The following is a 23134-nucleotide window of genomic DNA, read 5'->3' as shown; positions in this document are numbered from 1 at the left end:
TTAAATGTTATATTGATTAAAAAAAAGTATAAATTAATTTTAAAAATAAACAATGATGTCTTGCTAATTGTAATTTTTTATTTATAATAAGAATAAGTCTTATTATTAATGGAGCATTTTCATGCGTATTTTAAATGTGTGTATTGTAGGTTTAATGTTGAGTACATCTGCGATGGCTAATCCTGTTTATTTGTCGCCAATTGAAGAATCTGTGGAAGATGCTCGTTTGCGTTTTGTACTTAAATTTGGTGGAGAACAGGCACAGGAATTAAGCCAAAAGACTTTTGAGCAACAAATCCAACAACACATTAAAGAAATTTTCGCTAAAAAGAAAAGTTTAACACAGCAAGAATTTGTTACACGTCATAATGCAAAATCATCAGCAGAATTGGCTAAATTTCGTGAAATGCAAATTAAACAAACACAAGTGCGTTTTAAATCGATAGATGCCAATAAAGATGAACGCATTGATTTGCATGAATTTCAAGCAGTTGGTTTAAAATCATTTGTTCGTTATGATAGTAATAAAGACGGTTATATGGATAGCAAAGATAGTAAAGAAACCATTGAAGTTGAAGCACAACAAAAAGATAGTGCTTCATTGAAATATCGTTTAAAACCATTATTGGCAATGCCAACCACGCATAATGCACAAGGATTTATGGCACTTTATACTGAAAATGGGCAAAAACGTGTGAGTTTGGCAGATTATTTAAAAATGCGTGAACAGCAATTTAGCCGTACAGATAGTAATCAAGATGGGCTGATTGATTCAACTGAATATGAAACTGAATTTTTACAACGTGCTGATGAAATGATGGAAAAAACAAAACAAAAATTAAGCGATTTTACAGTACAACGTTTTAAAGCAATCGATACAGATCATAATGGAAAAATTAGTCCACAAGATGTGGTTTTATTCTCAAAACATTATTTTGCATTCTGGGATACCGATAACAATGGTGTAGTTACTTTGACGGAAAAGTTACCAGAAATAAAATAAATAGGACATAAAAAATTCCTTTCATGTGTAGTGAAAGGAATTTTTTTATACAACACTTTAGTTGAGATGGGTGATTTTTTTACGATAAGCAATAGAAGCAAAAACAGCCCATACAATAAACGCAACACCAATCAAACCCGTAATCACTTCAGGAATATGCATACCTGTAGCACCGATAATCATGATAATTGCCAAAGCACCAATTGCATAGTGAGCCCCGTGTTCAAGGTAAATATAAGCATCGAGTGTACCTTTTTCCACAAGATAAATGGTCATTGAACGGACAAAAATTGCACCAATTGCTAAACCAAGCATGATAATAACAACATCACTACTAATTGCAAATGCACCAACAACACCATCAAAACTGAATGACGCATCAAGTACTTCTAAGTATAAGAAACCACCAAGACCTGCTTTTACAACACCGCCACTTGCACCGCTAATAGCGTTACCATTTTCATCGATTTCAGGTTCACCACCAAGTAGATGAGCAATTACTTGTACACCGATATAAATGACAATTCCCCAAATACCCGCCATAACCACCACGAGACGTTGTTGTTCATCGATAGCACTTGCCATACCTAATAAAACAGCTAAAGCTAAAAAAACTGACATCGCAGGGATATTACCTAAACTGGCTAAACGTGTTTCCAACCATTTAAACCAATGGGTATCTTTACTATCATCAAAAAAGAAGTTTAAAAATACCATTAATAGGAAAATACCACCAAAAGCAGCAATTTCAGCATGATGTGCCATTAAGCGTTTCGAATATTCTTCGGGTTCTTTGAGTGCCATATTGACCACTTCCATCATGCCCATTTCTGCGGTTACAGCAACGATTACAACAGGGAATACCAAACGCATACCAAATACAGCAATTAAAATTCCCACTGTGAGAAAGATTTTTTTCCAAAATTCGTCCCAATTACGCAATACAGAAGCATTAACCACCGCATTATCAAAAGATAGGGAAATTTCCATCACCGCTAAAATCGCAGTAATAGCAAGAGCTTTCATCATGGTAGCTATACCTGCATTAGGTCCATGTGTATAGCCCCAATAAGCAGAAAGCATCAAACAAATGATGGTAAATAAAATTGAAAAACGAAAATGTTTCATTTAGACCTATTCAAATATTCAAAGAAGAAAATTAATCGACTATTATCTAATGTTTTAGGTTAAATTAGAATAGTTGTTACTAAAAGAAACAAAAGCTTGTTGGTATTATGCTGAATATCTGTAATGTTGATGACCTATGTCATTTTTTAAGAGATAATGATTTTTAAGATTGTTTTAAATTTAATGATGATTTTGAGTATAGTAAAAAAAATTATTGGTAAATATTTAAATAAACTATTATATTACATATAGTTATGTTGCCTAAAGATATAAATACTTTCTTTTTTGATATAGTGTTGTGCTTGATTTGGCAATTCAAATTATTAAAAAACTCCTATCATGATGATAGGAGTTTTTACTATTAATCAAATAATTTGCCTTTATTCATAATTCCATTTGGGTCAAAAACAGCTTTTAGGGCTTTCATATATTCGATTTCTTCAGCTGAACGAGTATAGTCTAAATAAGGTTTTTTTGTCATACCAACGCCGTGTTCTGCAGAAATAGAACCATTATATTTCTTTACTGTATCAAATACATATTGATTGACGACTTGGCATTTAGCAAAAAACTCATCTTTACTTAAATCAGTAGGTTTTAAAATATTAAGATGTAAATTACCATCGCCGATATGACCAAACCAGCAAATTTCAAAATCAGGATAATTTTCAGTTACAATCTTATCAATTTCTTCGATGAATGCTGGTACATGAGTAATCAATACTGAAATATCATTTTTATATGGAATAAAAGGAGCGATGGATTCAGAAATATCTTCACGTAAACGCCATAAACTATGTACTTGTTCAAGATTTTGACTCATTACACCATCAACAATCCAACCTTGTTCCATACAATGCTCAAAAATTTCCATCGCTTTATCCATAATCGGTTCATATGGTGCTTCAAATTCTAGCAATACATAAAATGGACATTCAGTTTCAAATGGACGTTGCACATGACCATGTGCTAAAACTTTTTGTACGGCTAATTCGCTGAAAAATTCAAATGCAGTTAAATCAATTTTACTTTGGAATGCATGTAAAATCGGCATAACCGCTGCAAAATCAGGTACCCCTAGTACCATTACTTGTAAATCTTGTGGTTGGCGTTCAAGTTTAATTTCTGCTTCAGTTACGATACCAAGCGTACCTTCGCCGCCAATAAACAGATGTTGTAGGGCATATCCTGTTGCATTTTTAATCATACCTTTATTTAAATGCAGAATATCACCTTTACCTGTAACAACCGTTAAACCTAAAATCCAATTACGTGTCATACCATATTTAATGACTTTGATTCCACCGGCATTGGTACCAATATTACCACCAATTTGGCTTGAACCTGCTGAAGCAAAATCAACAGGGTAATACATTCCTTGTTCTTCAGCATAATCTTGTAATTGTTCCGTAATTACGCCTGCTTGTACACGTACCATACGGTCAGCAGGGAAGAATTCTAAAATTTGGTTCATTTTATCCATGCTGATGACAATTTCACCATTACTTGCCACAGCACCTGCGGATAACCCTGTACGTCCACCTGATGGAGTAATGACGATATGATGTTCATTGGCTAATTTGATAATGGCTTGAACTTGTTCAGTCGTGCTTGGAAAGACAATTGCACTTGGATTAGGGTCAAAATGTTTAGTATAATCTTTGCCCCAATGGGTTAAACTGTCTGAGTCGGTTTTTACACGCTCTGTGCCAACAATAGCACTAAGCTGGCTTAAAATTTCTGCTGATAATGTGGTCATGTAGGAAACCTAATTGTTTTACAAAAATAGGAAAATTGTGATTAAGTTTAACACATTTTATGTGTCTTTTATAGCATATTCAATCCAGATAATTCACGAGCCATTTGAGCTGCATAATTATCTGTCATACCGCCAATATAATCTAAAACAACCATATAAGATTGATATAAATCATCATTATGCTGAATTTTAATTGGCTCAAGTAGTTTTAATGCGTGTTGCTGTTCGACATTCAACTGACCTGTGGTTACTTGCTGATAAACAGATGGAATGAGTAAATCTAAAATAGTCGCTAAACATTTAAAAGCAGCTAAACCATGCATCAATTTACTACGATGATTAAAAATCTGATCACGAGCTAATTGTTTTGCATTTTCTAGTGTTTGTTGTACATAGTCATCGGTATAACTGAGTAAGTCTGCCTTGTCTGAAAACTCTCCATTGAGCAACTGTTGTTCATGACGCATAAAGACTTCCGCAATATGTTCAATCGCTTGACCGATTGCAATTCCACGCATCATGGCAATTTTTTCACGTGGATGATAAACTTGATGGCGTTTTTCAAGTGTTGCGAGTGGTTGTAACACTTGAGTAACAGTTTCATAGTCTAATAAATCAAGGTCAATCGCATCTTCTAAATCCATGAGAGCATAGCAAATATCATCAGCAGCTTCCATTAAATAAGATAAAGGATGTCTTGCCCAACAATATTGGTCTTTACGTACCAAACCTAAATGATTAGCAATTTGTTCAATATAAACTAATTCAGTTTGATAAATATTAAACTTACTTTGACCATATTTAGGGTGCTGACTAGTCCATGGGTATTTTAATAAGCTACCAATAGAAGCAGCAGTCAAACGCATACCACCTTGCTGATTGTACATTTCTAAACTGGCGATTTGTCTGAGACTGTGAGCATTACCTTCATAGCTTTGAATATCTAAGCGTTGTTCTTGGCTTAATGGTTGTAAATAATGTGCATGTTGTGGATGACGAAACCATTGACGTAAAGCATCTTCGCCTGTATGCCCAAAAGGTGGATTGCCCAAATCATGTGCTAAACAAGCGACTTGTACACACATTCCCATATCATCAATACTCACGGATTCAGGCAAACGCTGTTGCATGGCTAACATAGCTGCGACTTTACGTCCTAAACTACGTCCAACACTAGCGACTTCCACACTATGAGTAAGGCGGTTATGCGTATGGTCATTTTTAGCAAGAGGATGTACTTGGGTTTTACGTCCTAAACGGCGAAAGGCATGAGAAAATACTAAACGGTCATAATCAATATGAAATGCAGTACGATAAGGGTCAATGACAGTTTTAGGCGGTATGATTTGCACTTGCCCATCACTATCGACTTGAAAACGAGTGGTAGACATTAATGTTGCCCAATTCATTTGTGTCATATATTCCCCCTATTGATGATTAAGTTTTATGATATGGTAGATTAATCAAGCATACCCGCATCTTGATAGCTTTTTATTGCTAAAATAATGATTTGATGTTCATATTGACGATAATTAACTACAAAACCATTAGAGCCGATTTTAATGTTTAATACTTGAAAATCTTGATTTTCTTTTTGTCCACGCATAGGACGAACCAAATCTAAACGATTAATGTGTTGTAAAATTAATTGAATAGCGTGTTTACCAATTTGTGGGTCTTTACGCCATTGTTCAGCGATATACTGTAAATGTTCGACCGCAGTTTGACTATAAATTATTTGCGACATGTTAATACCCGCTCTGATGTACTATATAAACGTTCAGCCCATAATTCAATATCAGCGTGAGTAGCATGTAATCCAGATTGTTGATAATGTTGCCATGCACGATTGGCTTGACTTTGAAATACAAATTGGGCTTTTTCTTGTTCATCAATTTTAAAAGGGAAAGTGTTAAGTTCTACAATTTGACGATAAAAAATAGCTAAGGCTTGTTCATGGGTTAAACCCATACGTTCAATGATTGCCAAAGCTTGCTGTTGGATTTGTTTTGCAGTCATAATACAGTTCTATTAAAATATGAAAGTTAAATATTAAAATAAGATTGTCTAAGAAACAAGAAAAATTTTTAGATTTTTAGTTGGATAACTCTACAAATGAGATGAAACATAAATCTATCAGCATTTTTAGATAATAATTTGAGATGTATGTTAAAATATCTAAAGCTTATTTTGTAAGGTTATTTTGATGCAAGAAAAGATTTGGCAAACAAATTATCAAGGTATTGAAATTGTAGTTAAAAATGCTTGGAATTTTTCAGGAGATACCTATGAAGAAATTTGCATTGATAATAAAATTGTTCATCAAGAAAGATATAATATTCATGATGATTTTAAGCTAGGAATGAGTCATGAGTATTTTGTTAGGGGATATAAAATCACGATTAAAATAGGTTCAGCTTGGTATTTATTTGGTGTTGCTTGTCAAATTCTTGTGAATGATATTCATTATAGTGGCAATAAAATTGTTTTATTTGCGAGCAAGAAAAAGTGAATATTAAAATATAAACAAGGACGAAAAAAATCGTCCTTATTAAAATCAATAATTTATAATAACCGAAGTATAATAAATTTATTTAATCGTTGCTTGAATCACTAATTCAGCTTTAGCCAGTGTATTTTCAACATCGCTATATTGAATTTTACTACCAGCAATTAAACTTTCAGTTTTGTTAATCACCACTTGGGTTTTACCATTTACTTCAGTTACTAACACTTTAAGTGGCAGTTGTAAGGCAAAATTTGGGTCTTTAATCATCAATGGTGTACCTGCTTTAGGTGTACCAAAAATAATGACTGTGGCAGGTTGCATGGTTAAACCAGCATTTGTAGCTGCTTGTTGATGGTCAATTTCTGCAAAAATAGTCATACCTTTTGATTTTAAGGCTTCAACAATTTTACTCTTGGTTGTGGCAAAATCATAAGCACTATCAAATGTTACGTTACGTTGCATATTTTGCTCCATATTCACAGTTACAGTTGGTATTTCTGGTAATTGTGGTAATTTTGATAAATCAGGCATTTCAGGAATGTTAATGGTTGCACAACCTGTCATGGCGATTGCCATTACACCTGTCATTAAGAATTTTTTCATCGTCATACTCATAATGTGTTATTACTTCATTCTCAACTTAAAAGCATAGTACATTGATATGATTTAAAATATTTAATTTTGTACGGGCGAATAATCATTCGCCCCTACATAAAATCAATAACTTATGATGAGTTAAGAATGACGTTGTATTTATAAACCTTGTTTTAAACTCGCTTCAATAAACTTATCTAAATCGCCATCAAGCACAGCTTTGGTATTGGAATTTTCCACACCTGTACGCAAATCTTTAATGCGAGAGTCATCAAGCACATATGAACGAATTTGACTACCCCAACCAATATCAGATTTACTATCTTCTAAGGCTTGAGCGGCTTCATTACGTTTTTGCATTTCTAAGTCATACAATTTTGCACGTAACATTTTCCACGCACGGTCTCGGTTGGCGTGTTGTGAACGCTCATTTTGACACGCCACCACAATGCCTGTTGGTATATGCGTTAAGCGTACTGCCGAATCGGTTTTGTTAATATGCTGACCACCTGCACCAGAGGCACGATAAGTATCCGTGCGTACATCAGCTGGATTGATTTCAATTTCGATATTATCATCAATCTCAGGAGAAACAAATACCGCAGAGAATGAAGTATGACGGTTATTATTACTATCAAAAGGCGATTTACGTACCAAACGATGTACGCCAGTTTCAGTACGCAACCAACCATAGGCAAATTCTCCATCAACACGAATGGTTGCTGATTTAATACCTGCTACATCACCATCAGAGACTTCTAATAACTCACCTTTAAAGCCATGACGCTCAATCCAACGTAAATACATACGCAACAACATCGATGCCCAATCTTGTGCTTCCGTACCGCCAGAACCTGCTTGAATGTCTAAGAAACACGGATTTGGATCCATTGGATTGCTAAACATACGCTGAAATTCAAGTTTAGCTAATTTTTCTTCTGCTACATCAAGTTCAGCAGTAACATCGTCAAGTAAAGTTTCATCATCAGCTTCAACGGCTAAATCTAACATTGCTTGAGCATCGGCTAATTGTTCAGTGAGTTGGTCAAGTACACCAATACTATTTTCCAATGCCCCTTTTTCTTTTGCAATCGCTTGAGCACGTTGTTGGTCATTCCAAATACTTGGGTCTTCCAACTCTCGCAAGACTTCTTCTAAACGTTCTTTCTTGCTATCGTAGTCAAAGATACCCCCGTAAGGTTACACCACGCTCATTTAAATCTTTTAAACGTAATACAAAAGGATTGATTTCCACAATAAAACTCTCTATTTATTTATGATAGCTTATTCTAACATATTTTATAGTAAGCAATAAATGATATAAGGCGTAAATGCTTGTTTTACACCTTATATTTTATATGATGATGTTAATGTTAAAAGTGATATTTTATTAAAGCACTGACATTGTTTTCATCGGCATTATTTACGCCATATTTATTTTGCCATAATGAATGCTCAAGTCCAATATATAAACGTGTATTAGGCGAGATATGTTTACCAGCATTCCATTTTAACTGATTGGTCCAGTTGGTTTCAGCAGCATGATCGTCTTCTTTTGTGCTCCAATCTAGGAAACCATCAAATAAGAAATCTTCATTACCTAATTTAAATGGTACGCCATACGTTGCAGTAACTTGCCAGTCATCTTGTACATTTTCATTGTTTGCACGATAGAAATTCAGGCTTGCATATTGAAATTTTGGAATATTTAAATCAACACCAACCCCATAAAGATAATTATTGAAACCATCTCCAGCTTCCCAAGTGGTACTCACTAAAATGTCTTTGACCAATCCATTGCCAAAGTTTAAACCTGTCGTTTCTTTTAAACTTAAACGTGGTGAAACTTCGGCATAAGTTGATTTAACGCTATTACTTTCCGTACGGTCAGCAAATGCAAAAAAATCTGCATATTTGATTTTAGCAGCATATTCGAAAGTAATAGTCGTTTGTTTGCCAGATGGGTCTGCAACTAATTCATAATTGGTACCATATAAACCAGAGATACTAAAATCTTGCCATACTGGGGTAGCGTGTACACTTGCTGTTGATAACGCAATCATACCGAGCATTGCGATATTTAAAATTTTCATAAGTTACCTTACTCTTTTAGGTGAAATATAATACATTTGATGATAAAATCAAACGGTAGACATATTCGTTGGCGAATAGCTAATATACAAATAGTTGTTTTGTATAGAAATATAATGTCATGTTTGCTTTAGGATAATTAATATTATATGAAAAATGATATGTAAATGCTATGTAATATGCCATAAATTTAGGCGTTTGATGGGATAATGATTTGTCAGAATGGATAAATTATTATATGATACAATTAGATAGAATTCTATTTTAATGATGGTTGCTAGTTCCTAACATTTTCTATCAAATAAAGATAGCTACAATATTGTGGACGCTACATGAACTTAAATTATTTTTTAATCCTAACATTATTCACATTATTTCTGATACCAGGTCCAAGTAACGCGATTTTTGCTTATCGTGCCTATCAAAAAAATATTTTAAGTGCATTTAAATATTTTCCTGCTGAATATTTAGGTTACTTGTATGCAATCAGTCTATGTGCTTTATTTGTGCATATTATGCGTCCTTATTGGTCTGATTTAGTGCTGATTTTGCATAGTTTAAGTTTAATTTATGTGTTGTGGTTAGCCATACGATTATGGAAATATAGTGATTTACATCGTCATGTATCGCCTAAAAAAGAATTGTCATCGGCGGATATGTTTTATGTAACTTTACGTAATCCGAAAGCGATTTTATTAACCGTTGGCATATTGCCACAACATACATGGGATAGTAGCCAAAACTTTTTTGAAATGATGATTATTTTATTATTAGTCATGTTACCCAGTGCATTATTTTGGATGTTTTTTGGGCGAGCATTACTGAGTAATGGTTTGTTAGGTGTTAATGCCAAACGTTTATATCAATGTTCAGCCATTATGTTGATTTTATGTACAGTTCCGATGATTCTATCGTTGATTTATTTAGGGGAATGATTTTTCATTGCTTGTTGAATATCATCTCTTAATGCTTTTACTTGCTCTGATTTTTGAGATAAATCAACATCTTGTTTCTTACCATTTTTTAAATAGAAGGTTAATCCGCAATTCATTTTATTACATTTTAAATTAATTTTATCAATATCTGCATAATTAATCATCATTAATTTATTTTTACGATAAGCATAATAAATGTCGAGTCTTTCAGATTTTAGTTCTACTTTTTCCACAATATTTTGCTGATAATGATAAAAAGACCAAAATAATCCACCAAAAATCAATAAAGTAAAAACAATTAAGACTTTAATTTGTGTTGGCCTACTCAATTCAGCTTGATGACGTGGACGGTCAAGTAAAGGTTTATAATAATCATCTTTATTTCTCATCTCACGTCTATTCCACATAGTTATTGACCTTAATTAGAAGCTGATGTCTGTTCAATTTGTTGTTTTAACTGTTCTAATTTCTGTTGCTCTTGAGTGATTAACAGCGAACGTTGTTGCTCTTGTTTCGACATCATATAGTCTTTTTCCACAAACTCAACTTCTGCACCATGTTGTATTGTACCAAACAGTGATAAAGCATCCCAGTTGGTTAAGCGTACACAACCTGCTGATTTTTGATGACTAATCATTTCAGGTTCAGGCGAACCATGAATACCAAAACTTTTTTTACTTAAACCCATCCATACACGCCCAACAGGATTGTTTGGACCTCCTGGTATAGAGCTGGCTTTATTTTTAAAATCTTTATTATAGCTTGGGTCTATATGGCGATTAACTACACGATGTTTACCTGTTGGTGATGGTGAATTACGTCCACCTACTGTGGTAGGGTAGCTTGCTACTAATTCATCATGTTCATTATAAGCAAATAAAATATTACGTTTTTTATCTGCAATGACACGTGTTACTGCCTGCATATTAGGTTGAGCAGGGTTATAAACAATAATGCTATTGCCTGCTTGTAAAGGTGTGTTAGGGTTAAGTTGAGTTAATAATTGACGACTCATTTGAAAACGTTCAGCAATTGCTTCGGCTGCTTTTTTATAACGTGTACGTTCAGGATATTTAAATAAATCAACATCTTCTTTGGTTAAAGTATATTTCACTAATACAGGGCGTTCTAATAATGCTTTATCTTGGGTAAGAGCCTGCCATGTGGCTTCGTTCATTGTTTGGGTTAAAGGTAAATTATGTTTGTATTGAAACACATTCATGGCTTTGACGGTATTGGCATTAAATTTACCATCAACAGCACCTACTTTATGATGATGCCAATTTAGTAGGGCTTGAATTTTAATAATCTGCTCTGTAGTTAAATTGTCATATGTTTCATCATTTTGCCAAAGTTGCGTATTTACTTTTTGTGCAAATTCACTTAGTCCATCTAAACTATAAGGAATTTCAGGTAAGGCAATGGCAAGACGTTGTTCAATTTCACTTTGACCATTAAATTGTTGGCTGACATTGGGTTTCCATATTGGTTTTGCTTCAGGCTCTGCTGCCACAGCAGAAGTGATAGGTAAAGCTTCATCTACTCGTTTTTTATCAGAAAAACAAGCAGTTAAACATAAACTCATACAAAGTATGCTGAGTTTGAGTATGGGTAAATATGAATAATTCATATTTAGAATAATCCTATCGATAGTGGTCAATTTAGCGTTCGATATTATACTCAATAAAACAAATTTTAGCCAAGTATTTTATTGAGATTGTAGAATTATTTTCTTGGTGATAATGGATGAATTTTAATGATCGTAACACTGATATTATGTCTATCATTTACAATGATGTGAATATTATCAATATGTTATAAAATCATCAAACAATGGACTTAAGTTGAATAGATTTTTGATCGTTATTCATGTTAAGATTGATTACATTTTCCCATTTGATAAAATGCTAATATGATGAATGATAACAAGACCTTATTGGTAAGTGTACATATCGACCATTTTACAAAATGTAATGTTGATGAATTTTATCTGCTTGCTATTTCGGCAGGGGCGGAAGTGGTTCAGCATTTACAAATTCATCGTCATAAAGCTGAAGCGAAATATTTTATCGGTTCTGGTAAAGTAGAAGAAATTACAGATTTAGTACAGCAACATGATATTGACCTTGTTATTTTTGAACAAACTTTAACACCCGCCCAAGAACGTAACTTAGAACAAGCCTTTCAATGCCGTGTGCTTGACCGTACTCGCTTGATTTTAGATATTTTTGCGTTGCGTGCCAGAACTTATGAAGGACAATTACAAGTTGAAGTTGCACAATTAGAATATATTTCTGCACGTTTGGTACGTGGCTATACGCATTTATCGAGCCAAAAGGGTGGTATTGGCTTGCGTGGACCAGGGGAAACACAATTAGAAACTGATAGACGTTTATTGCGTATTCGCCTGCAACAGCTAAAAGAAAAGCTTAAAAAAGTACAGCAAACACGCCAACAAGGACGTATGGCACGACAAAAAAATACCATTCCAACAGTTTCTTTGGTCGGCTATACCAATGCAGGGAAATCAACTTTATTTAATCGTTTAGCAAATAGTAATGTTTATGCTGAAAATCAATTATTTGCTACTTTAGACCCGACATTACGCCGTATGGATTGGGCAGGCATTGGTTCGGTGGTTTTGGCAGATACGGTAGGTTTTGTTAGTCAATTATCACATAGTTTAGTGGATTCTTTTAAAGCCACGCTTGAAGAAACGGTACAATCGAGTTTATTATTGCATGTGATTGATAGCAGTAGTGATGAAATGTTGGAGCAAATAGAGACTGTTGAACAAGTACTGCAAGATATAGGAGCTGATGTTCCGATTATTCGTGTGTATAATAAAATTGATATGACAGGTGAACCTGTGCGAGTGCATTATCATGCGGATAGTCAATTGCCTGAGCGAGTATATGTTTCAGCACATACAGGGCAGGGCATTGATGAATTATTTCAAGTGGTACAAGAATATTTAGCTGGCAAAAGTCAATTATTTGATTTAAGTTTGGATTATCAACATGCTCGGTTGCAACATCGTTTATTTGAATTAGGTGTAGTGCAACAACAATATTATGATGAACATGGGCGATTGCATTTACAAGTGAATTTAGCTCCAAATATTTTGGTACAGACTATTTTACAACATCATATTTCGCTTGATGATGTATTGGGCGAGCGAGCAAAGGATTTTAAACCAGTGTTAGAAGAGTTTGAACAATAAAGGAGTGAGTGAATGTTAAAAAATATTGATTATCCTGCTTGGTTAGGTACATTAGCATTAATTATTGTGTATCGAGAAGTGAGTGTGTGGATTTGTAGTCAATTTAATCACCCAGAATTGGGAAATTTATTGGGGTTGATTTTATTATTGATTACATTGAGTGTGGTGCGTCAAGTGAGCCAAATTCCTGCACGTTTAATTGATACCACAAATAAAGTGATGAAAGAAAGCGGTTTTGCATTTGTACCAATTGCAGCAGGGTCATGTTTTGCGATTTTACAATTAGGTGATGAACTAATTCGTTTTGTAATAATTTTATTTGTCAGTACGCTAATTCCGCTTTGGGTTTATGCCAAAATTGCGAAAAAATGGTTGTAGGAGTGCGTGATGTTTTCAATTATTTTTGCTTTTGCGATCACCATTATTGCTTATTTGTTGGCAAAACCGATTAATCGCCGTTTTCCGCAGGTGCCTGTATTGGTCATTGCGATGGTGATTGTGATTATCTTTTTAACAATATTCCAATTTGATTATCAAGTTTATAAACAGCATACTGATGCGACTTTTGCACGTTTATTGGGTTATGTAACGGTTGCTTTAGCCATTCCTTTGGCGAGTATGAAATATGATGATTTACCAAAAAAGCAATTAGCAATTATTGTCGCATTTGCAACTACGACAGGTGTGGCAATTCCAATGGGATTGGCTTATTTAATGCATTTGAGTGAGCCTGTCTTTTTGGCATTTGCTTCACGAGCGGTAACTAGTCCATTAGCGATTAATATTGCAACATTAATTCATGCACCTGTTGATGTGGCGGTGTTGATTGTGATTGTATCGGGTTTGATTGGTTCAGCTTTTTCGAGTGTGATTTTACGTCATATTAATGATGAGCGTGCTTCAGGTTTGGCTTTAGGATTAGCTGCTCATGCGATTGGTACAGCACAAGCATGGCAACGTGGGGCAGTGGCGGGGCGTTATGCTGCGTTTGGTATGGCGATTAATGGTGTAGTTACAGCGATTTGGTTGCCTGCGTTTATTTTAGCGTTACGTTAAAATCATAAAGGAATAAAAGCAGATAAGATATTGAATTTTATCTGCTTTTTTATAGAAAGCATAAATGATATTTAATACTTATGATTTAAAAAAATTATGTTAATCAATAAATTATAAAATTGAGTTTCTTACAATTTAAAGATGATTTAATCAGTCACAGTACAAGACTTAATGTTTCTAAGCCACCTATGCGGTGTATAACATATTTGCAAGTATTGCGATGTTGTGTATTTTATTTCTAAGCCACCTATACGGTGTATAACTGGCTAAAAAAGATGTTCGTACATATTTAAAATTTCTAAGCCACCTATACGGTGTATAACCACAAAGCATTATTAACTGGCGTGTGATTAATTTTCTAAGCCACCTATACGGTGTATAACGTGAGCAAAATCCTCCAGAAGCCCTAAACAATTTTCTAAGCCACCTATACGATGTAACATAAATAGGGTCTTGCCCTGCCCATAGTAGCGTTTTAAGCCACCTATGCGGTGTATAACATCAGTATTTCAATGAAATGCAAGGTGCAAATTTTCTAAGCCACCTATGCGGTGTATAACGCCCAAATGGTTCTACAGGTTCATTTCTAAGCCACCTATGCGGTGTATAACTGTGGTAACAATAGCATTTGCGATTTTGTTTTTTTCTAAGCCACCTATGCGGTGTATAACTATTCAGAAGTTATGCAACTTCCACTTCAAATTTTCTAAGCCACCTATGCGGTGTATAACACAGGGGCAGGACTTGGGCTAGTAACGGTTGGCTTTCTAAGCCACCTATACGGTGTATAACTTTAATATGGTATAATTTGGGCTTACTTGATGTTTCTAAGCCACCTATACGGTGTATAACGCACATATTCATCACTTGTTTTAATGAAGAAATTTCTAAGCCACCTATACGGTGTATAACAGTTACTGACAATGTTTGTAATTTCATCATCATTTCTAAGCCACCTATACGGTGTATAACAAACCCTACAATAAATACTGTGTAGTGAAAATTTTCTAAGCCACCTATACGGTGTATAACAAAATTTAGCTTTAAATAGCGTTGATTATGGATTTTCTAAGCCACCTATACGGTGTATAACGACTGCGAATATCACAAGTATCATCATAATACTTTCTAAGCCACCTATGCGGTGTATAACCATAACCTGCTGATGCTTCTACATCATATACTTTTCTAAGCCACCTATGCGGTGTATAACTGTTTTTGAGTGTGATTTCATTAGCCCAATTTTTTCTAAGCCACCTATGCGGTGTATAACTTGTTGTGTCAATTTCAATTACCTTTACTAACTTTCTAAGCCACCTATGCGGTGTATAACATGCTACACTTAATCACAGGAACGCCGGGCAGTTTTCTAAGCCACCTATGCGGTGTATAACAACAGGATTTTAGCTATTTTGAAGTAGAGTTATTTCTAAGCCACCTATGCGGTGTATAACCTTTTAAACTGTTCTATTGCCAAAATCTTACATTTCTAAGCCACCTATGCGGTGTATAACTCGCAATACTAGCAAATATAAATACACCTTTATTTCTAAGCCACCTATGCGGTGTATAACGACGCTATCGAAACATTTTTAAAAACTTTAAATTTCTAAGCCACCTATGCGGTGTATAACCCATACACTGACTAACTGCTTTTAAAATTGCTTTTCTAAGCCACCTATGCGGTGTATAACGATGCAAAAAAGACTTTTATTGATATGCTTATTTTCTAAGCCACCTATGCGGTGTATAACCGCCCTGTTTGCGTTTATCTCTTAGATATGCATTTCTAAGCCACCTATGCGGTGTATAACATTGCGTGCTTTTGGTTTTGGTAATAATAATTTTTCTAAGCCACCTATGCGGTGTATAACGGAGCTGTAACAATGGCTATTGATATGCTGTTGTTTCTAAGCCACCTATGCGGTGTATAACATTCTTATGGTTTTTGGACAGGTTTATTTATTTTTCTAAGCCACCTATGCGGTGTATAACGACATTTACGGTATTACACAGTTTCCACGCTTTTTCTAAGCCACCTATGCGGTGTATAACGGTGCTGTCGTTACTCGCATTATGTTGAACAATTTTCTAAGCCACCTATGCGGTGTATAACTTGAAAAAACCGATTGATGGTAATCGTTATCAATTTCTAAGCCACCTATACGGTGTATAACCTTTATCTTCTATGCCTGACACTGATAACGCTTTTCTAAGCCACCTATACGGTGTATAACAAAAAAAACCTCGGAGAAAACGCAACTTTTACCTTTCTAAGCCACCTATACGGTGTATAACCAACATCTATTTACAATGGGCTTAAAAAAGTTTTTCTAAGCCACCTATACGGTGTATAACATTATGCTTGTTATAAAAATTAATCGCAGCACTTTCTAAGCCACCTATACGGTGTATAACGGATTAATCGGTGCTAAATCTTGTAGCGTATCTTTCTAAGCCACCTATACGGTGTATAACTGGGTAGAAAGCAAGGTCATTCGGCTTTCAATTTTCTAAGCCACCTATACGGTGTATAACCAGGGTTAATCATGTCTAAATGTACTATTTGCTTTCTAAGCCACCTATACGGTGTATAACTTACCACCACCGCTAGAACCGCCCCCACTAGATTTCTAAGCCACCTATACGGTGTATAACTAACTGTTTAAGATTAATCGATAAATCTTCTTTTTCTAAGCCACCTATACGGTGTATAACAATCAAGCAGTAGAAGCAGTTCGTTCATCTATTTTCTAAGCCACCTATACGGTGTATAACGGCAAAGGTTTTTATTTCAAAGATGATACATACTTTCTAAGCCACCTATACGGTGTATAACCAACTTTGGACAATTCTCTTCAACGTATGCACTTTCTAAGCCACCTATACGGTGTATAACTAGAGATTTTACTGAAAATTATCAGTAAAATCAAGGTTTAATCAGTATTTTGAACCCAAATACCAATTATTTTTAACCTAATATTAAAATATTGATTTTAAATAAGTTTTTAAAGAGTGTAAAAATAAAGGTCTAAACTTCATTAGTTATCGCTATATTATAATAAAATATATTCCATTAATCAAAATAAAGAGACTATGAATTCACTGATAAAAAATAGGCGAATAATTATTATCCGCCCATTTTTTATTCTAAATTTAAGTAGCTTGATTTTGCTTACGTTTCATCAAATCAAAAAATTCATCATTCGTCTTGGTTTCTTTCATGCGATTAAGTAAATATTCAATCGCTGGCAATTCATCATGTGAATGTAATAATTTGCGTAAAACCCAAACTTTGCGTAAATTTTCTTCGTCCATCAAACGTTCTTCACGGCGAGTACCTGATTTTTTGATATTGATAGCAGGGAATACACGTTTTTCTGCAATACGGCGGTCAAGGGTAATTTCTTGGTTACCTGTACCTTTAAATTCTTCATAGATGACTTCATCCATTTTACTACCCGTTTCAATCAAAGCAGTTGAAATAATAGTCAATGAACCACCTTCTTCAATATTACGAGCTGCACCAAAAAAGCGTTTTGGACGTTCTAATGCATGAGCATCAACACCACCTGTTAAAACTTTCCCTGATGATGGAATAACGGTATTATAAGCACGAGCCAAACGAGTAATACTATCAAGCAAAATTACCACGTCTTTTTTGTGTTCAACTAAACGCTTGGCTTTTTCAATCACCATTTCTGCAACTTGTACATGACGAGCTGGGGCTTCATCGAATGTTGATGCAACCACTTCACCACGCACAGTACGTTCCATTTCAGTCACTTCTTCTGGACGTTCATCAATTAATAATACAATTAAATATACTTCGGGATTATTACGGGTAATCGATTGAGCAATACTTTGTAATAGCATGGTTTTACCCGCTTTTGGTGGTGCAACCACGATTGAACGTTGTCCTTTACCAATTGGAGCAATTAAATCCACCATACGAGCAGTAAGGTCTTCAGTTGTACCGTTACCGAGTTCCATCACAAGTTGTTCAGTTGGGAATAAAGGTGTTAAGTTTTCAAAAAGGATTTTATTACGAGAGTTTTCAGGTGTATCGTAGTTAATTTCATTGACTTTTAATAAAGCAAAATAACGTTCACCTTCTTTAGGTGGGCGAATCGTACCTGTAATGGTATCGCCTGTACGTAAGTTAAAACGGCGGATTTGTGATGGGCTGATATAAATATCATCAGGACCTGCTAAGTAAGATTCTGTTGCAGAACGTAAAAAACCAAATCCATCGCTTAAAATTTCTAATACACCATCGCCAAAAATCTCTTCGCCATTCATGGCATGACGTTTTAAAATAGCAAAAATAATGTCCTGTTTACGGTTACGAGCAAGTCCTTCCAAGCCCATAAATTCAGCAATTTTAACTAATTCGCTAATCGGTTTTTTCTTCAGTTCGGTTAAGTTCATAGAGTTACAAATCAATGTCGTGAAAGGAAAAGGAGGGATACAAGAATATTGCAATTCATATAACCATAAGAAACAATGATTATCAAATCAATGTTTGTTTTAGATCATATTGGAAAATAAAATTGAATGGCAAATGATGGTTGATTGAAATTTATCCTACATTGTTAATATTAGATATTATCAATCATAACAAATTATTCTTGTTTAGAATATTTTAAGTAAAAATATAATAATTGTCAAATAAATGTTTTATTTCTGGTATGAAGCATGATAAAAAATAGGCGGTTTATAGGTTTAAGTTCATGGATAAATGAGTATCTATCCATGAATAGTAAAAATGATAACACCATTCTCAACTTGATATAAGTTATTGATTTTATGTGGAGATGGAATATTTTTTATCTATGCATAAAAATATTCTAATCATATCAATATATTATGCTTTTAAGTTGAGAATAGCGTAATGATAAATTAATCTAAAGTCAGCCATAAATTTTGATATTGTTCATCTTGCAAATGAATAATATCAATATCCGCTAACATTTGACGTACATTTTGCCATTTTGTTGCATCAGCACGGATAGGTGAACGTAAACGTGGTAAAGTATCGATAATAATTGCATTCATCAAATCATCAGCTTGCGTTTGTGTGTAGTCATAATAATACTGTTTTGCTAGTTCAGGATTATTTTGACAATGTTGTACCATTTCACTGGTTACTTTTAAAAAGGTCTTAAATAATTCGCCTTTTTGTGCGACTAAGGTGCGTGTGGTAATAAACTCTAATGCTGAAAAATTGGCATAAGGACTTTGATGTTGGTCGATAAATAAAAACTCTAAGCCTTTTTGTTGAGCTTCAATTGCTTCAAAATTATAGAAACATAGCCAAGCACCATCTAAATGCTTATTAGCCAATAAGTTATCAATATGATGAAAACCTGCTGAAATAAATTCTACTTGTGATGGTTCGATGTTGCCTTGATGTTTTTCAACATAGCGTTTTAAAATTTCAAAACCAATACGATTGGTTTCAGGTTCGGCAGCAGGTGTACAGATACGAATTTTTTCGCCATTTTTTAATTTATCAACACTTGTAGCACGCATTAACACGCCACCATCAGTTTCAAAAAAACAACCTAATGCACAAATATCAGGGTCATAATGTTCAAATAAATGTAGTGGTTCATTGCTATGTAAATCGATTTCACCTTGATGTAATGCAGTAAAACCATCGTAATGGTCGCTTGGTTCAATCATGTGTAAATCGATACCATGTTGTTGATAAGCTCCAGTTTGAATACCTGCAATCATGGGTAAATGGTCAGGATTTAAAAACCATTCTAAAGTTAAGGTTAATTTTTGCATTGTATAACTCCATTGGATATTGGACTATACTACAAAAATCATTATAAAGAGTAAAGAGAATTATTATTGATATATCGCATAAAAAATACGCTACCATATTTTGATAGCGTATGTTCAAGCATTTATCATTTAATGTAAATTAGATATTTGCATCGATAAATTGTTTTAAAGCAGGTTTTGGTACGGCACCAATTTGTTTTGCAACAGGCTGACCATCTTTAAACATAATTAAAGCAGGAATATTACGCAAACCTAAACTTGCAAATACTTCTTGGTTAGCCGTAACATCAACCTTAGCGATCGTTACTTTACCAGCATATTCAGTTGCTAAATCCTCTAAAGTGGGTGCAATTTGTTTACAAGGCCCGCACCATTCTGCCCAAAAATCAACCAATACAGGAAGGTTATTTTCAACAACATCTTGCTTAAAGCTAGCGTCAGTAACGTAAATAATATTTGACATGGAAACTCCAAAGATTTCTTAAATTTACTAAACAATAAAAATATTATAGTCATTATTTTTACTGCTTAGTAAGATTACTCAATGATTTGAGTTATATATTGAGACATTCCGACTATTTTCAAGGGTTTTATAAATTTTGTCTAATTGTCTTTTGTGATAATCCTTATTGGATTGGTAAAGTTTGTATTAAATATGCTTAAAAATTAAAAAGCTAATGGAAATCCACTAGCTTTTTAAGATGATTAATGGTTTAAAATTTTAGATAAGAAGTCTTTCGCACGCTCACTTCTTGCACCTGAGAAAAACTCTTCACGACTACAGTTCTCTACCACATGACCACCGTCCATAAAGATAATACGGTTTGCCACTTGACGAGCAAAACCCATTTCATGTGTTACACACATCATGGTCATACCTTCTTTTGCGAGTTCCACCATCACTTCTAATACTTCTTGAATCATTTCTGGGTCAAGGGCAGATGTTGGTTCGTCAAATAACATCGCAATCGGGTCCATACTCAAGGCACGAGCGATTGCTACACGTTGTTGCTGACCGCCTGATAATTCAGCAGGGAATTTTTTTGCATGTGCTGATAAACCCACACGGTCTAAATAAGCTAAGCCTTTTTTCTTGGCTTCCTCTTCACTACGACCTAACACTTTAATTTGAGCAATAGTCAAATTATCGGTAATCGATAAATGTGGAAATAATTCAAAATGTTGGAAGACCATACCCACACGACTACGTAATTTTGCTAAGTCAGTTTTTTTATCACCAACAGAAACACCATCAACTAAAATTTCACCAGCTTGGAACGGCTCTAAACCATTTACAGTTTTAATTAAAGTGGATTTACCACTACCTGATGGTCCACAAACTACAACTACATCACCTTTATGGATATGTGCGGTACAATCAGTTAAAACTTTGAAATCGCCATACCATTTGCTGATATTATTGATATTAATCATGATTTCTTTGCTAGCATGACCTTCATTAGATACTAAACCGCCAAATTCATTGAGCCATGTAGTTTCATTAATTTTTGTAACAACAGCCATAATTGAAAATCTCTAAAAATAAGTTATTGGATACGCAGACGTTTTTGTAAGCGATTGACCAGAATAGAAGCAGGAAAACAAATCATAAAATAGACGAATCCTGCCAATAAAATATAATGCTCTAAGAAGCCCATCAGTTCGCCACGAACATAACTTGCACGGAAGAAATCAACCAACCCAATGGCAAATACTAAGGTGGTATCTTGGAATAAAATAATGGTTTGTTGTAATACCAACGGTAACATTTTACGGAATGCCTGTGGCAAAATCACTAAACGCATGGTTTGACTATAGGTCATACCGAGTGCTTTGGCTGCATTAATTTGTCCTTTACCAATCGACTGAATACCTGCACGCACGATTTCTGAAAAGTACGCTGCTTCAAACACCATAAAGGCAATTACGCATGAAGTAAATTTGGTATCAATGGTTAAATAGCTACCCGTAACTAAATTGTAAAGCATTGGTACAGCGAAATAGAACCATAACAAGACTAACAGTAAGGGAACAGAGCGGAAAAAATTGACGTACAATGTTGCAGGAATGGATAACCATTTTTGACCCGATAAACGCATTAGAGCCAATACTGTACCAAGTGCTAAACCACCAACAACAGCAAAAGCCAATACCTTAAAGGTAATCATTAAACCGCTCCACAAAGTTGGTAGAGCTGTTTGTAATTCAACGAGATTCATGCACTATCCCCCACTAATTTGTCCAGGAATACGCAAACGTTTTTCTAAACGACCCATTAAGAAAATTAACGTTAAATTAAAAATCAAATAGATAATCGTTGCATAAGTATAAACTTCAAAATTATTTTGCGTGTATTCACTAATAGTTTTGGTTTGACTAATGAGTTCAGCCACACCGACTAATGAAGCTACAGAAGCATTTTTAAAGCAGTTGGTTAATTCAGAGCTTAAAGGTGGTAAAATCACACGGAAACCTTGAGGTAATAATACATAACGATACACTTGCGATGTACTAAAACCTAACGCATAAGCTGCATTTGATTGACCTTTAGGCAGAGATTGAATACCTGTACGCACTTGTTCGATAATACGGGCTGCCGTAAATAAGCCTAAACCTAAACTTGCTGATAACATTGCAGTCGTGCTTGGGCTTAAATCTTGATACCACCATTTTTGTAAACTTGGCGATAATAAAGTTGGTACTACATAAAACCAAAAAAATAGTTGGATTAATAATGGAATATTACGAAAAAAACCAACATAAGCAATGGCAATATTTTGTGCTGTTTTGCTTGGTAGAGTACGCATGATACCAAGTACCGTACCAATAACCATCGCAATTGTCCACCCAATACTACCAATCAGTAATAACCAACCAAAGCCAGTTACTAGCCAATGCCAATATAGTTCATTACCAACACCTGTTGATTGGAAGAGTACTCCCCAATTCCAGTTATAATTCATAGCATATCTCTCTTGAAATGGTTGAATTAAAAAAACTAACCTAATCATTGAGATAGGTAACATCTTGTTATAATCTC

The 23134-nt window shown here is 34.5% G+C and carries 22 protein-coding genes and 1 CRISPR repeat array; of the genes, 6 read left to right on the top strand and 16 right to left on the bottom strand.

The features are described from left to right. Positions 1-121 precede the first annotated feature (121 nt). A complete protein-coding gene (locus tag LU301_RS08475) occupies positions 122-1003 on the top strand; it encodes an EF-hand domain-containing protein (protein WP_305269767.1) in 882 nt (293 codons plus the stop codon). 57 nt (positions 1004-1060) lie between these two features. On the opposite strand, the gene LU301_RS08470 is transcribed toward LU301_RS08475, so the two are convergent. The 5 genes from LU301_RS08470 to LU301_RS08450 form a co-directional block, all read right to left on the bottom strand. Then, positions 1061-2131: a DUF475 domain-containing protein gene (locus LU301_RS08470; RefSeq protein ID WP_305269765.1), complete on the bottom strand. Its 1071-nt coding sequence runs from the start codon at positions 2129-2131 to the stop codon at positions 1061-1063. 361 nt (positions 2132-2492) lie between these two features. Next, complete coding sequence (locus tag LU301_RS08465; RefSeq protein ID WP_305269763.1) at positions 2493-3890, bottom strand: FAD-binding oxidoreductase; 1398 nt, start codon at positions 3888-3890, stop codon at positions 2493-2495. A 68-nt stretch (positions 3891-3958) separates the two neighbouring features. Next, positions 3959-5308 carry a deoxyguanosinetriphosphate triphosphohydrolase gene (locus LU301_RS08460; protein WP_305269761.1) on the bottom strand — a complete coding sequence of 450 codons (1350 nt, stop codon included), beginning with the start codon at positions 5306-5308 and terminating at the stop codon, positions 3959-3961. A 41-nt stretch (positions 5309-5349) separates the two neighbouring features. Further along, a complete protein-coding gene (locus tag LU301_RS08455) occupies positions 5350-5637 on the bottom strand; it encodes a type II toxin-antitoxin system RelE/ParE family toxin (RefSeq protein WP_305269759.1) in 288 nt (95 codons plus the stop codon). Next, the gene (locus tag LU301_RS08450) at positions 5625-5909 is read right to left on the bottom strand and encodes a type II toxin-antitoxin system RelB/DinJ family antitoxin (protein WP_305269758.1); all 285 of its coding nucleotides are present in this window, start codon (positions 5907-5909) and stop codon (positions 5625-5627) included. Before LU301_RS08450 ends, LU301_RS08455 begins: the two co-directional genes overlap by 13 nt. A gap of 187 nt (positions 5910-6096) precedes the next feature. On the opposite strand from LU301_RS08450, the gene LU301_RS08445 reads away from it, so the two are divergent. Further along, entirely contained in the window at positions 6097-6402 is a 306-nt protein-coding gene (locus LU301_RS08445; protein WP_305269756.1) for a hypothetical protein, read from the top strand. 78 nt (positions 6403-6480) lie between these two features. Here LU301_RS08445 and LU301_RS08440 read toward each other — a convergent pair whose 3' ends face one another. The 3 genes from LU301_RS08440 to LU301_RS08430 all read right to left on the bottom strand — a co-directional run bounded on the left by LU301_RS08440 (position 6481) and on the right by LU301_RS08430 (position 9086). Further along, entirely contained in the window at positions 6481-7002 is a 522-nt protein-coding gene (locus tag LU301_RS08440; protein ID WP_305269754.1) for a DUF302 domain-containing protein, read from the bottom strand. A 150-nt stretch (positions 7003-7152) separates the two neighbouring features. Then, positions 7153-8251, bottom strand: a protein-coding gene (gene prfB / locus LU301_RS08435; protein WP_370692254.1) for a peptide chain release factor 2 whose coding sequence is annotated in 2 segments (ribosomal slippage) — positions 7153-8175 and positions 8177-8251 — 1098 coding nt in all. Because the reading frame shifts where the segments join, the coding sequence is not laid out codon by codon here. Between the two features lie 115 nt (positions 8252-8366). Further along, entirely contained in the window at positions 8367-9086 is a 720-nt protein-coding gene (locus tag LU301_RS08430; RefSeq protein ID WP_305269750.1) for an outer membrane protein OmpK, read from the bottom strand. A 330-nt stretch (positions 9087-9416) separates the two neighbouring features. Between LU301_RS08430 and LU301_RS08425 the strand changes: the two genes are divergently transcribed. Next, complete coding sequence (locus tag LU301_RS08425; protein WP_305269747.1) at positions 9417-10019, top strand: threonine transporter RhtB; 603 nt, start codon at positions 9417-9419, stop codon at positions 10017-10019. Here LU301_RS08425 and LU301_RS08420 read toward each other — a convergent pair. Together LU301_RS08420 and LU301_RS08415 are read right to left on the bottom strand one after the other, a co-directional pair. Continuing rightward, positions 10004-10426: a hypothetical protein gene (locus tag LU301_RS08420; protein ID WP_305269745.1), complete on the bottom strand. Its 423-nt coding sequence runs from the start codon at positions 10424-10426 to the stop codon at positions 10004-10006. The genes LU301_RS08425 and LU301_RS08420 overlap by 16 nt on opposite strands. Positions 10427-10437: 11 nt before the next feature. Then, entirely contained in the window at positions 10438-11604 is a 1167-nt protein-coding gene (locus tag LU301_RS08415) for a L,D-transpeptidase family protein (protein WP_305269742.1), read from the bottom strand. Positions 11605-11931: 327 nt separating this feature from the next. Between LU301_RS08415 and hflX the strand changes: the two genes are divergently transcribed. The 3 genes from hflX to LU301_RS08400 are packed head-to-tail and all read left to right on the top strand — an operon-like array spanning position 11932 to position 14298. Beyond that, positions 11932-13242, top strand: a complete 1311-nt coding sequence (gene hflX / locus LU301_RS08410; protein ID WP_305269740.1) for a ribosome rescue GTPase HflX — start codon at positions 11932-11934, stop codon at positions 13240-13242. 12 nt (positions 13243-13254) lie between these two features. Next, positions 13255-13620: a CidA/LrgA family protein gene (locus tag LU301_RS08405; RefSeq protein ID WP_305269738.1), complete on the top strand. Its 366-nt coding sequence runs from the start codon at positions 13255-13257 to the stop codon at positions 13618-13620. A 9-nt stretch (positions 13621-13629) separates the two neighbouring features. Beyond that, positions 13630-14298, top strand: a complete 669-nt coding sequence (locus tag LU301_RS08400) for an LrgB family protein (RefSeq protein ID WP_305269736.1) — start codon at positions 13630-13632, stop codon at positions 14296-14298. Positions 14299-14472: 174 nt separating this feature from the next. Next, positions 14473-17197: direct repeats of the CRISPR family, unit length 28 nt; unit sequence TTTCTAAGCCACCTATACGGTGTATAAC. 257 nt (positions 17198-17454) lie between these two features. Here the strand turns inward: LU301_RS08400 and rho are convergent. From rho to LU301_RS08370, 6 genes are all read right to left on the bottom strand, one after another. Next, positions 17455-18729 carry a transcription termination factor Rho gene (gene rho, locus LU301_RS08395; protein ID WP_305269734.1) on the bottom strand — a complete coding sequence of 425 codons (1275 nt, stop codon included), beginning with the start codon at positions 18727-18729 and terminating at the stop codon, positions 17455-17457. A 471-nt stretch (positions 18730-19200) separates the two neighbouring features. Next, a complete protein-coding gene (locus tag LU301_RS08390) occupies positions 19201-20094 on the bottom strand; it encodes an ABC transporter substrate-binding protein (RefSeq protein WP_305269731.1) in 894 nt (297 codons plus the stop codon). Positions 20095-20233: 139 nt separating this feature from the next. Continuing rightward, positions 20234-20557 carry a thioredoxin gene (gene trxA / locus LU301_RS08385; RefSeq protein WP_305269729.1) on the bottom strand — a complete coding sequence of 108 codons (324 nt, stop codon included), beginning with the start codon at positions 20555-20557 and terminating at the stop codon, positions 20234-20236. Positions 20558-20799: 242 nt separating this feature from the next. Beyond that, positions 20800-21528, bottom strand: a complete 729-nt coding sequence (locus tag LU301_RS08380; protein ID WP_305274035.1) for an amino acid ABC transporter ATP-binding protein — start codon at positions 21526-21528, stop codon at positions 20800-20802. Positions 21529-21641: 113 nt separating this feature from the next. Next, a complete protein-coding gene (locus tag LU301_RS08375) occupies positions 21642-22313 on the bottom strand; it encodes an amino acid ABC transporter permease (RefSeq protein WP_305269727.1) in 672 nt (223 codons plus the stop codon). A 3-nt stretch (positions 22314-22316) separates the two neighbouring features. Further along, complete coding sequence (locus LU301_RS08370; protein WP_305269726.1) at positions 22317-23057, bottom strand: amino acid ABC transporter permease; 741 nt, start codon at positions 23055-23057, stop codon at positions 22317-22319. Positions 23058-23134: the final 77 nt, after the last annotated feature.

Source organism: Moraxella sp. ZY210820 (assembly GCF_030674635.1).
Lineage (GTDB): Bacteria > Pseudomonadota > Gammaproteobacteria > Pseudomonadales > Moraxellaceae > Acinetobacter.
This window is presented reverse-complemented; position numbering and strand designations above follow the sequence as displayed.

Excerpts from the sequence above, each read along its gene's own strand:
- LU301_RS08370 (WP_305269726.1), bottom strand. The coding sequence starts at position 23,057 with ATGAATTATAACTGGAATTGGGGAGTACTCTTCCAATCAACAGGTGTT.
- LU301_RS08425 (WP_305269747.1), top strand. The coding sequence starts at position 9,417 with ATGAACTTAAATTATTTTTTAATCCTAACATTATTCACATTATTTCTG.
- rho (WP_305269734.1), bottom strand. The coding sequence starts at position 18,729 with ATGAACTTAACCGAACTGAAGAAAAAACCGATTAGCGAATTAGTTAAA.
- LU301_RS08455 (WP_305269759.1), bottom strand. The coding sequence starts at position 5,637 with ATGTCGCAAATAATTTATAGTCAAACTGCGGTCGAACATTTACAGTAT.
- LU301_RS08405 (WP_305269738.1), top strand. The coding sequence starts at position 13,255 with ATGTTAAAAAATATTGATTATCCTGCTTGGTTAGGTACATTAGCATTA.
- LU301_RS08415 (WP_305269742.1), bottom strand. The coding sequence starts at position 11,604 with ATGAGTTTATGTTTAACTGCTTGTTTTTCTGATAAAAAACGAGTAGAT.
- LU301_RS08375 (WP_305269727.1), bottom strand. The coding sequence starts at position 22,313 with ATGAATCTCGTTGAATTACAAACAGCTCTACCAACTTTGTGGAGCGGT.
- LU301_RS08380 (WP_305274035.1), bottom strand. The coding sequence starts at position 21,528 with ATGATTAATATCAATAATATCAGCAAATGGTATGGCGATTTCAAAGTT.
- trxA (WP_305269729.1), bottom strand. The coding sequence starts at position 20,557 with ATGTCAAATATTATTTACGTTACTGACGCTAGCTTTAAGCAAGATGTT.
- LU301_RS08475 (WP_305269767.1), top strand. The coding sequence starts at position 122 with ATGCGTATTTTAAATGTGTGTATTGTAGGTTTAATGTTGAGTACATCT.
- LU301_RS08450 (WP_305269758.1), bottom strand. The coding sequence starts at position 5,909 with ATGACTGCAAAACAAATCCAACAGCAAGCTTTGGCAATCATTGAACGT.
- LU301_RS08400 (WP_305269736.1), top strand. The coding sequence starts at position 13,630 with ATGTTTTCAATTATTTTTGCTTTTGCGATCACCATTATTGCTTATTTG.
- LU301_RS08470 (WP_305269765.1), bottom strand. The coding sequence starts at position 2,131 with ATGAAACATTTTCGTTTTTCAATTTTATTTACCATCATTTGTTTGATG.
- LU301_RS08420 (WP_305269745.1), bottom strand. The coding sequence starts at position 10,426 with ATGTGGAATAGACGTGAGATGAGAAATAAAGATGATTATTATAAACCT.
- LU301_RS08460 (WP_305269761.1), bottom strand. The coding sequence starts at position 5,308 with ATGACACAAATGAATTGGGCAACATTAATGTCTACCACTCGTTTTCAA.
- hflX (WP_305269740.1), top strand. The coding sequence starts at position 11,932 with ATGATGAATGATAACAAGACCTTATTGGTAAGTGTACATATCGACCAT.
- LU301_RS08390 (WP_305269731.1), bottom strand. The coding sequence starts at position 20,094 with ATGCAAAAATTAACCTTAACTTTAGAATGGTTTTTAAATCCTGACCAT.
- LU301_RS08430 (WP_305269750.1), bottom strand. The coding sequence starts at position 9,086 with ATGAAAATTTTAAATATCGCAATGCTCGGTATGATTGCGTTATCAACA.
- LU301_RS08445 (WP_305269756.1), top strand. The coding sequence starts at position 6,097 with ATGCAAGAAAAGATTTGGCAAACAAATTATCAAGGTATTGAAATTGTA.
- LU301_RS08465 (WP_305269763.1), bottom strand. The coding sequence starts at position 3,890 with ATGACCACATTATCAGCAGAAATTTTAAGCCAGCTTAGTGCTATTGTT.
- LU301_RS08440 (WP_305269754.1), bottom strand. The coding sequence starts at position 7,002 with ATGAAAAAATTCTTAATGACAGGTGTAATGGCAATCGCCATGACAGGT.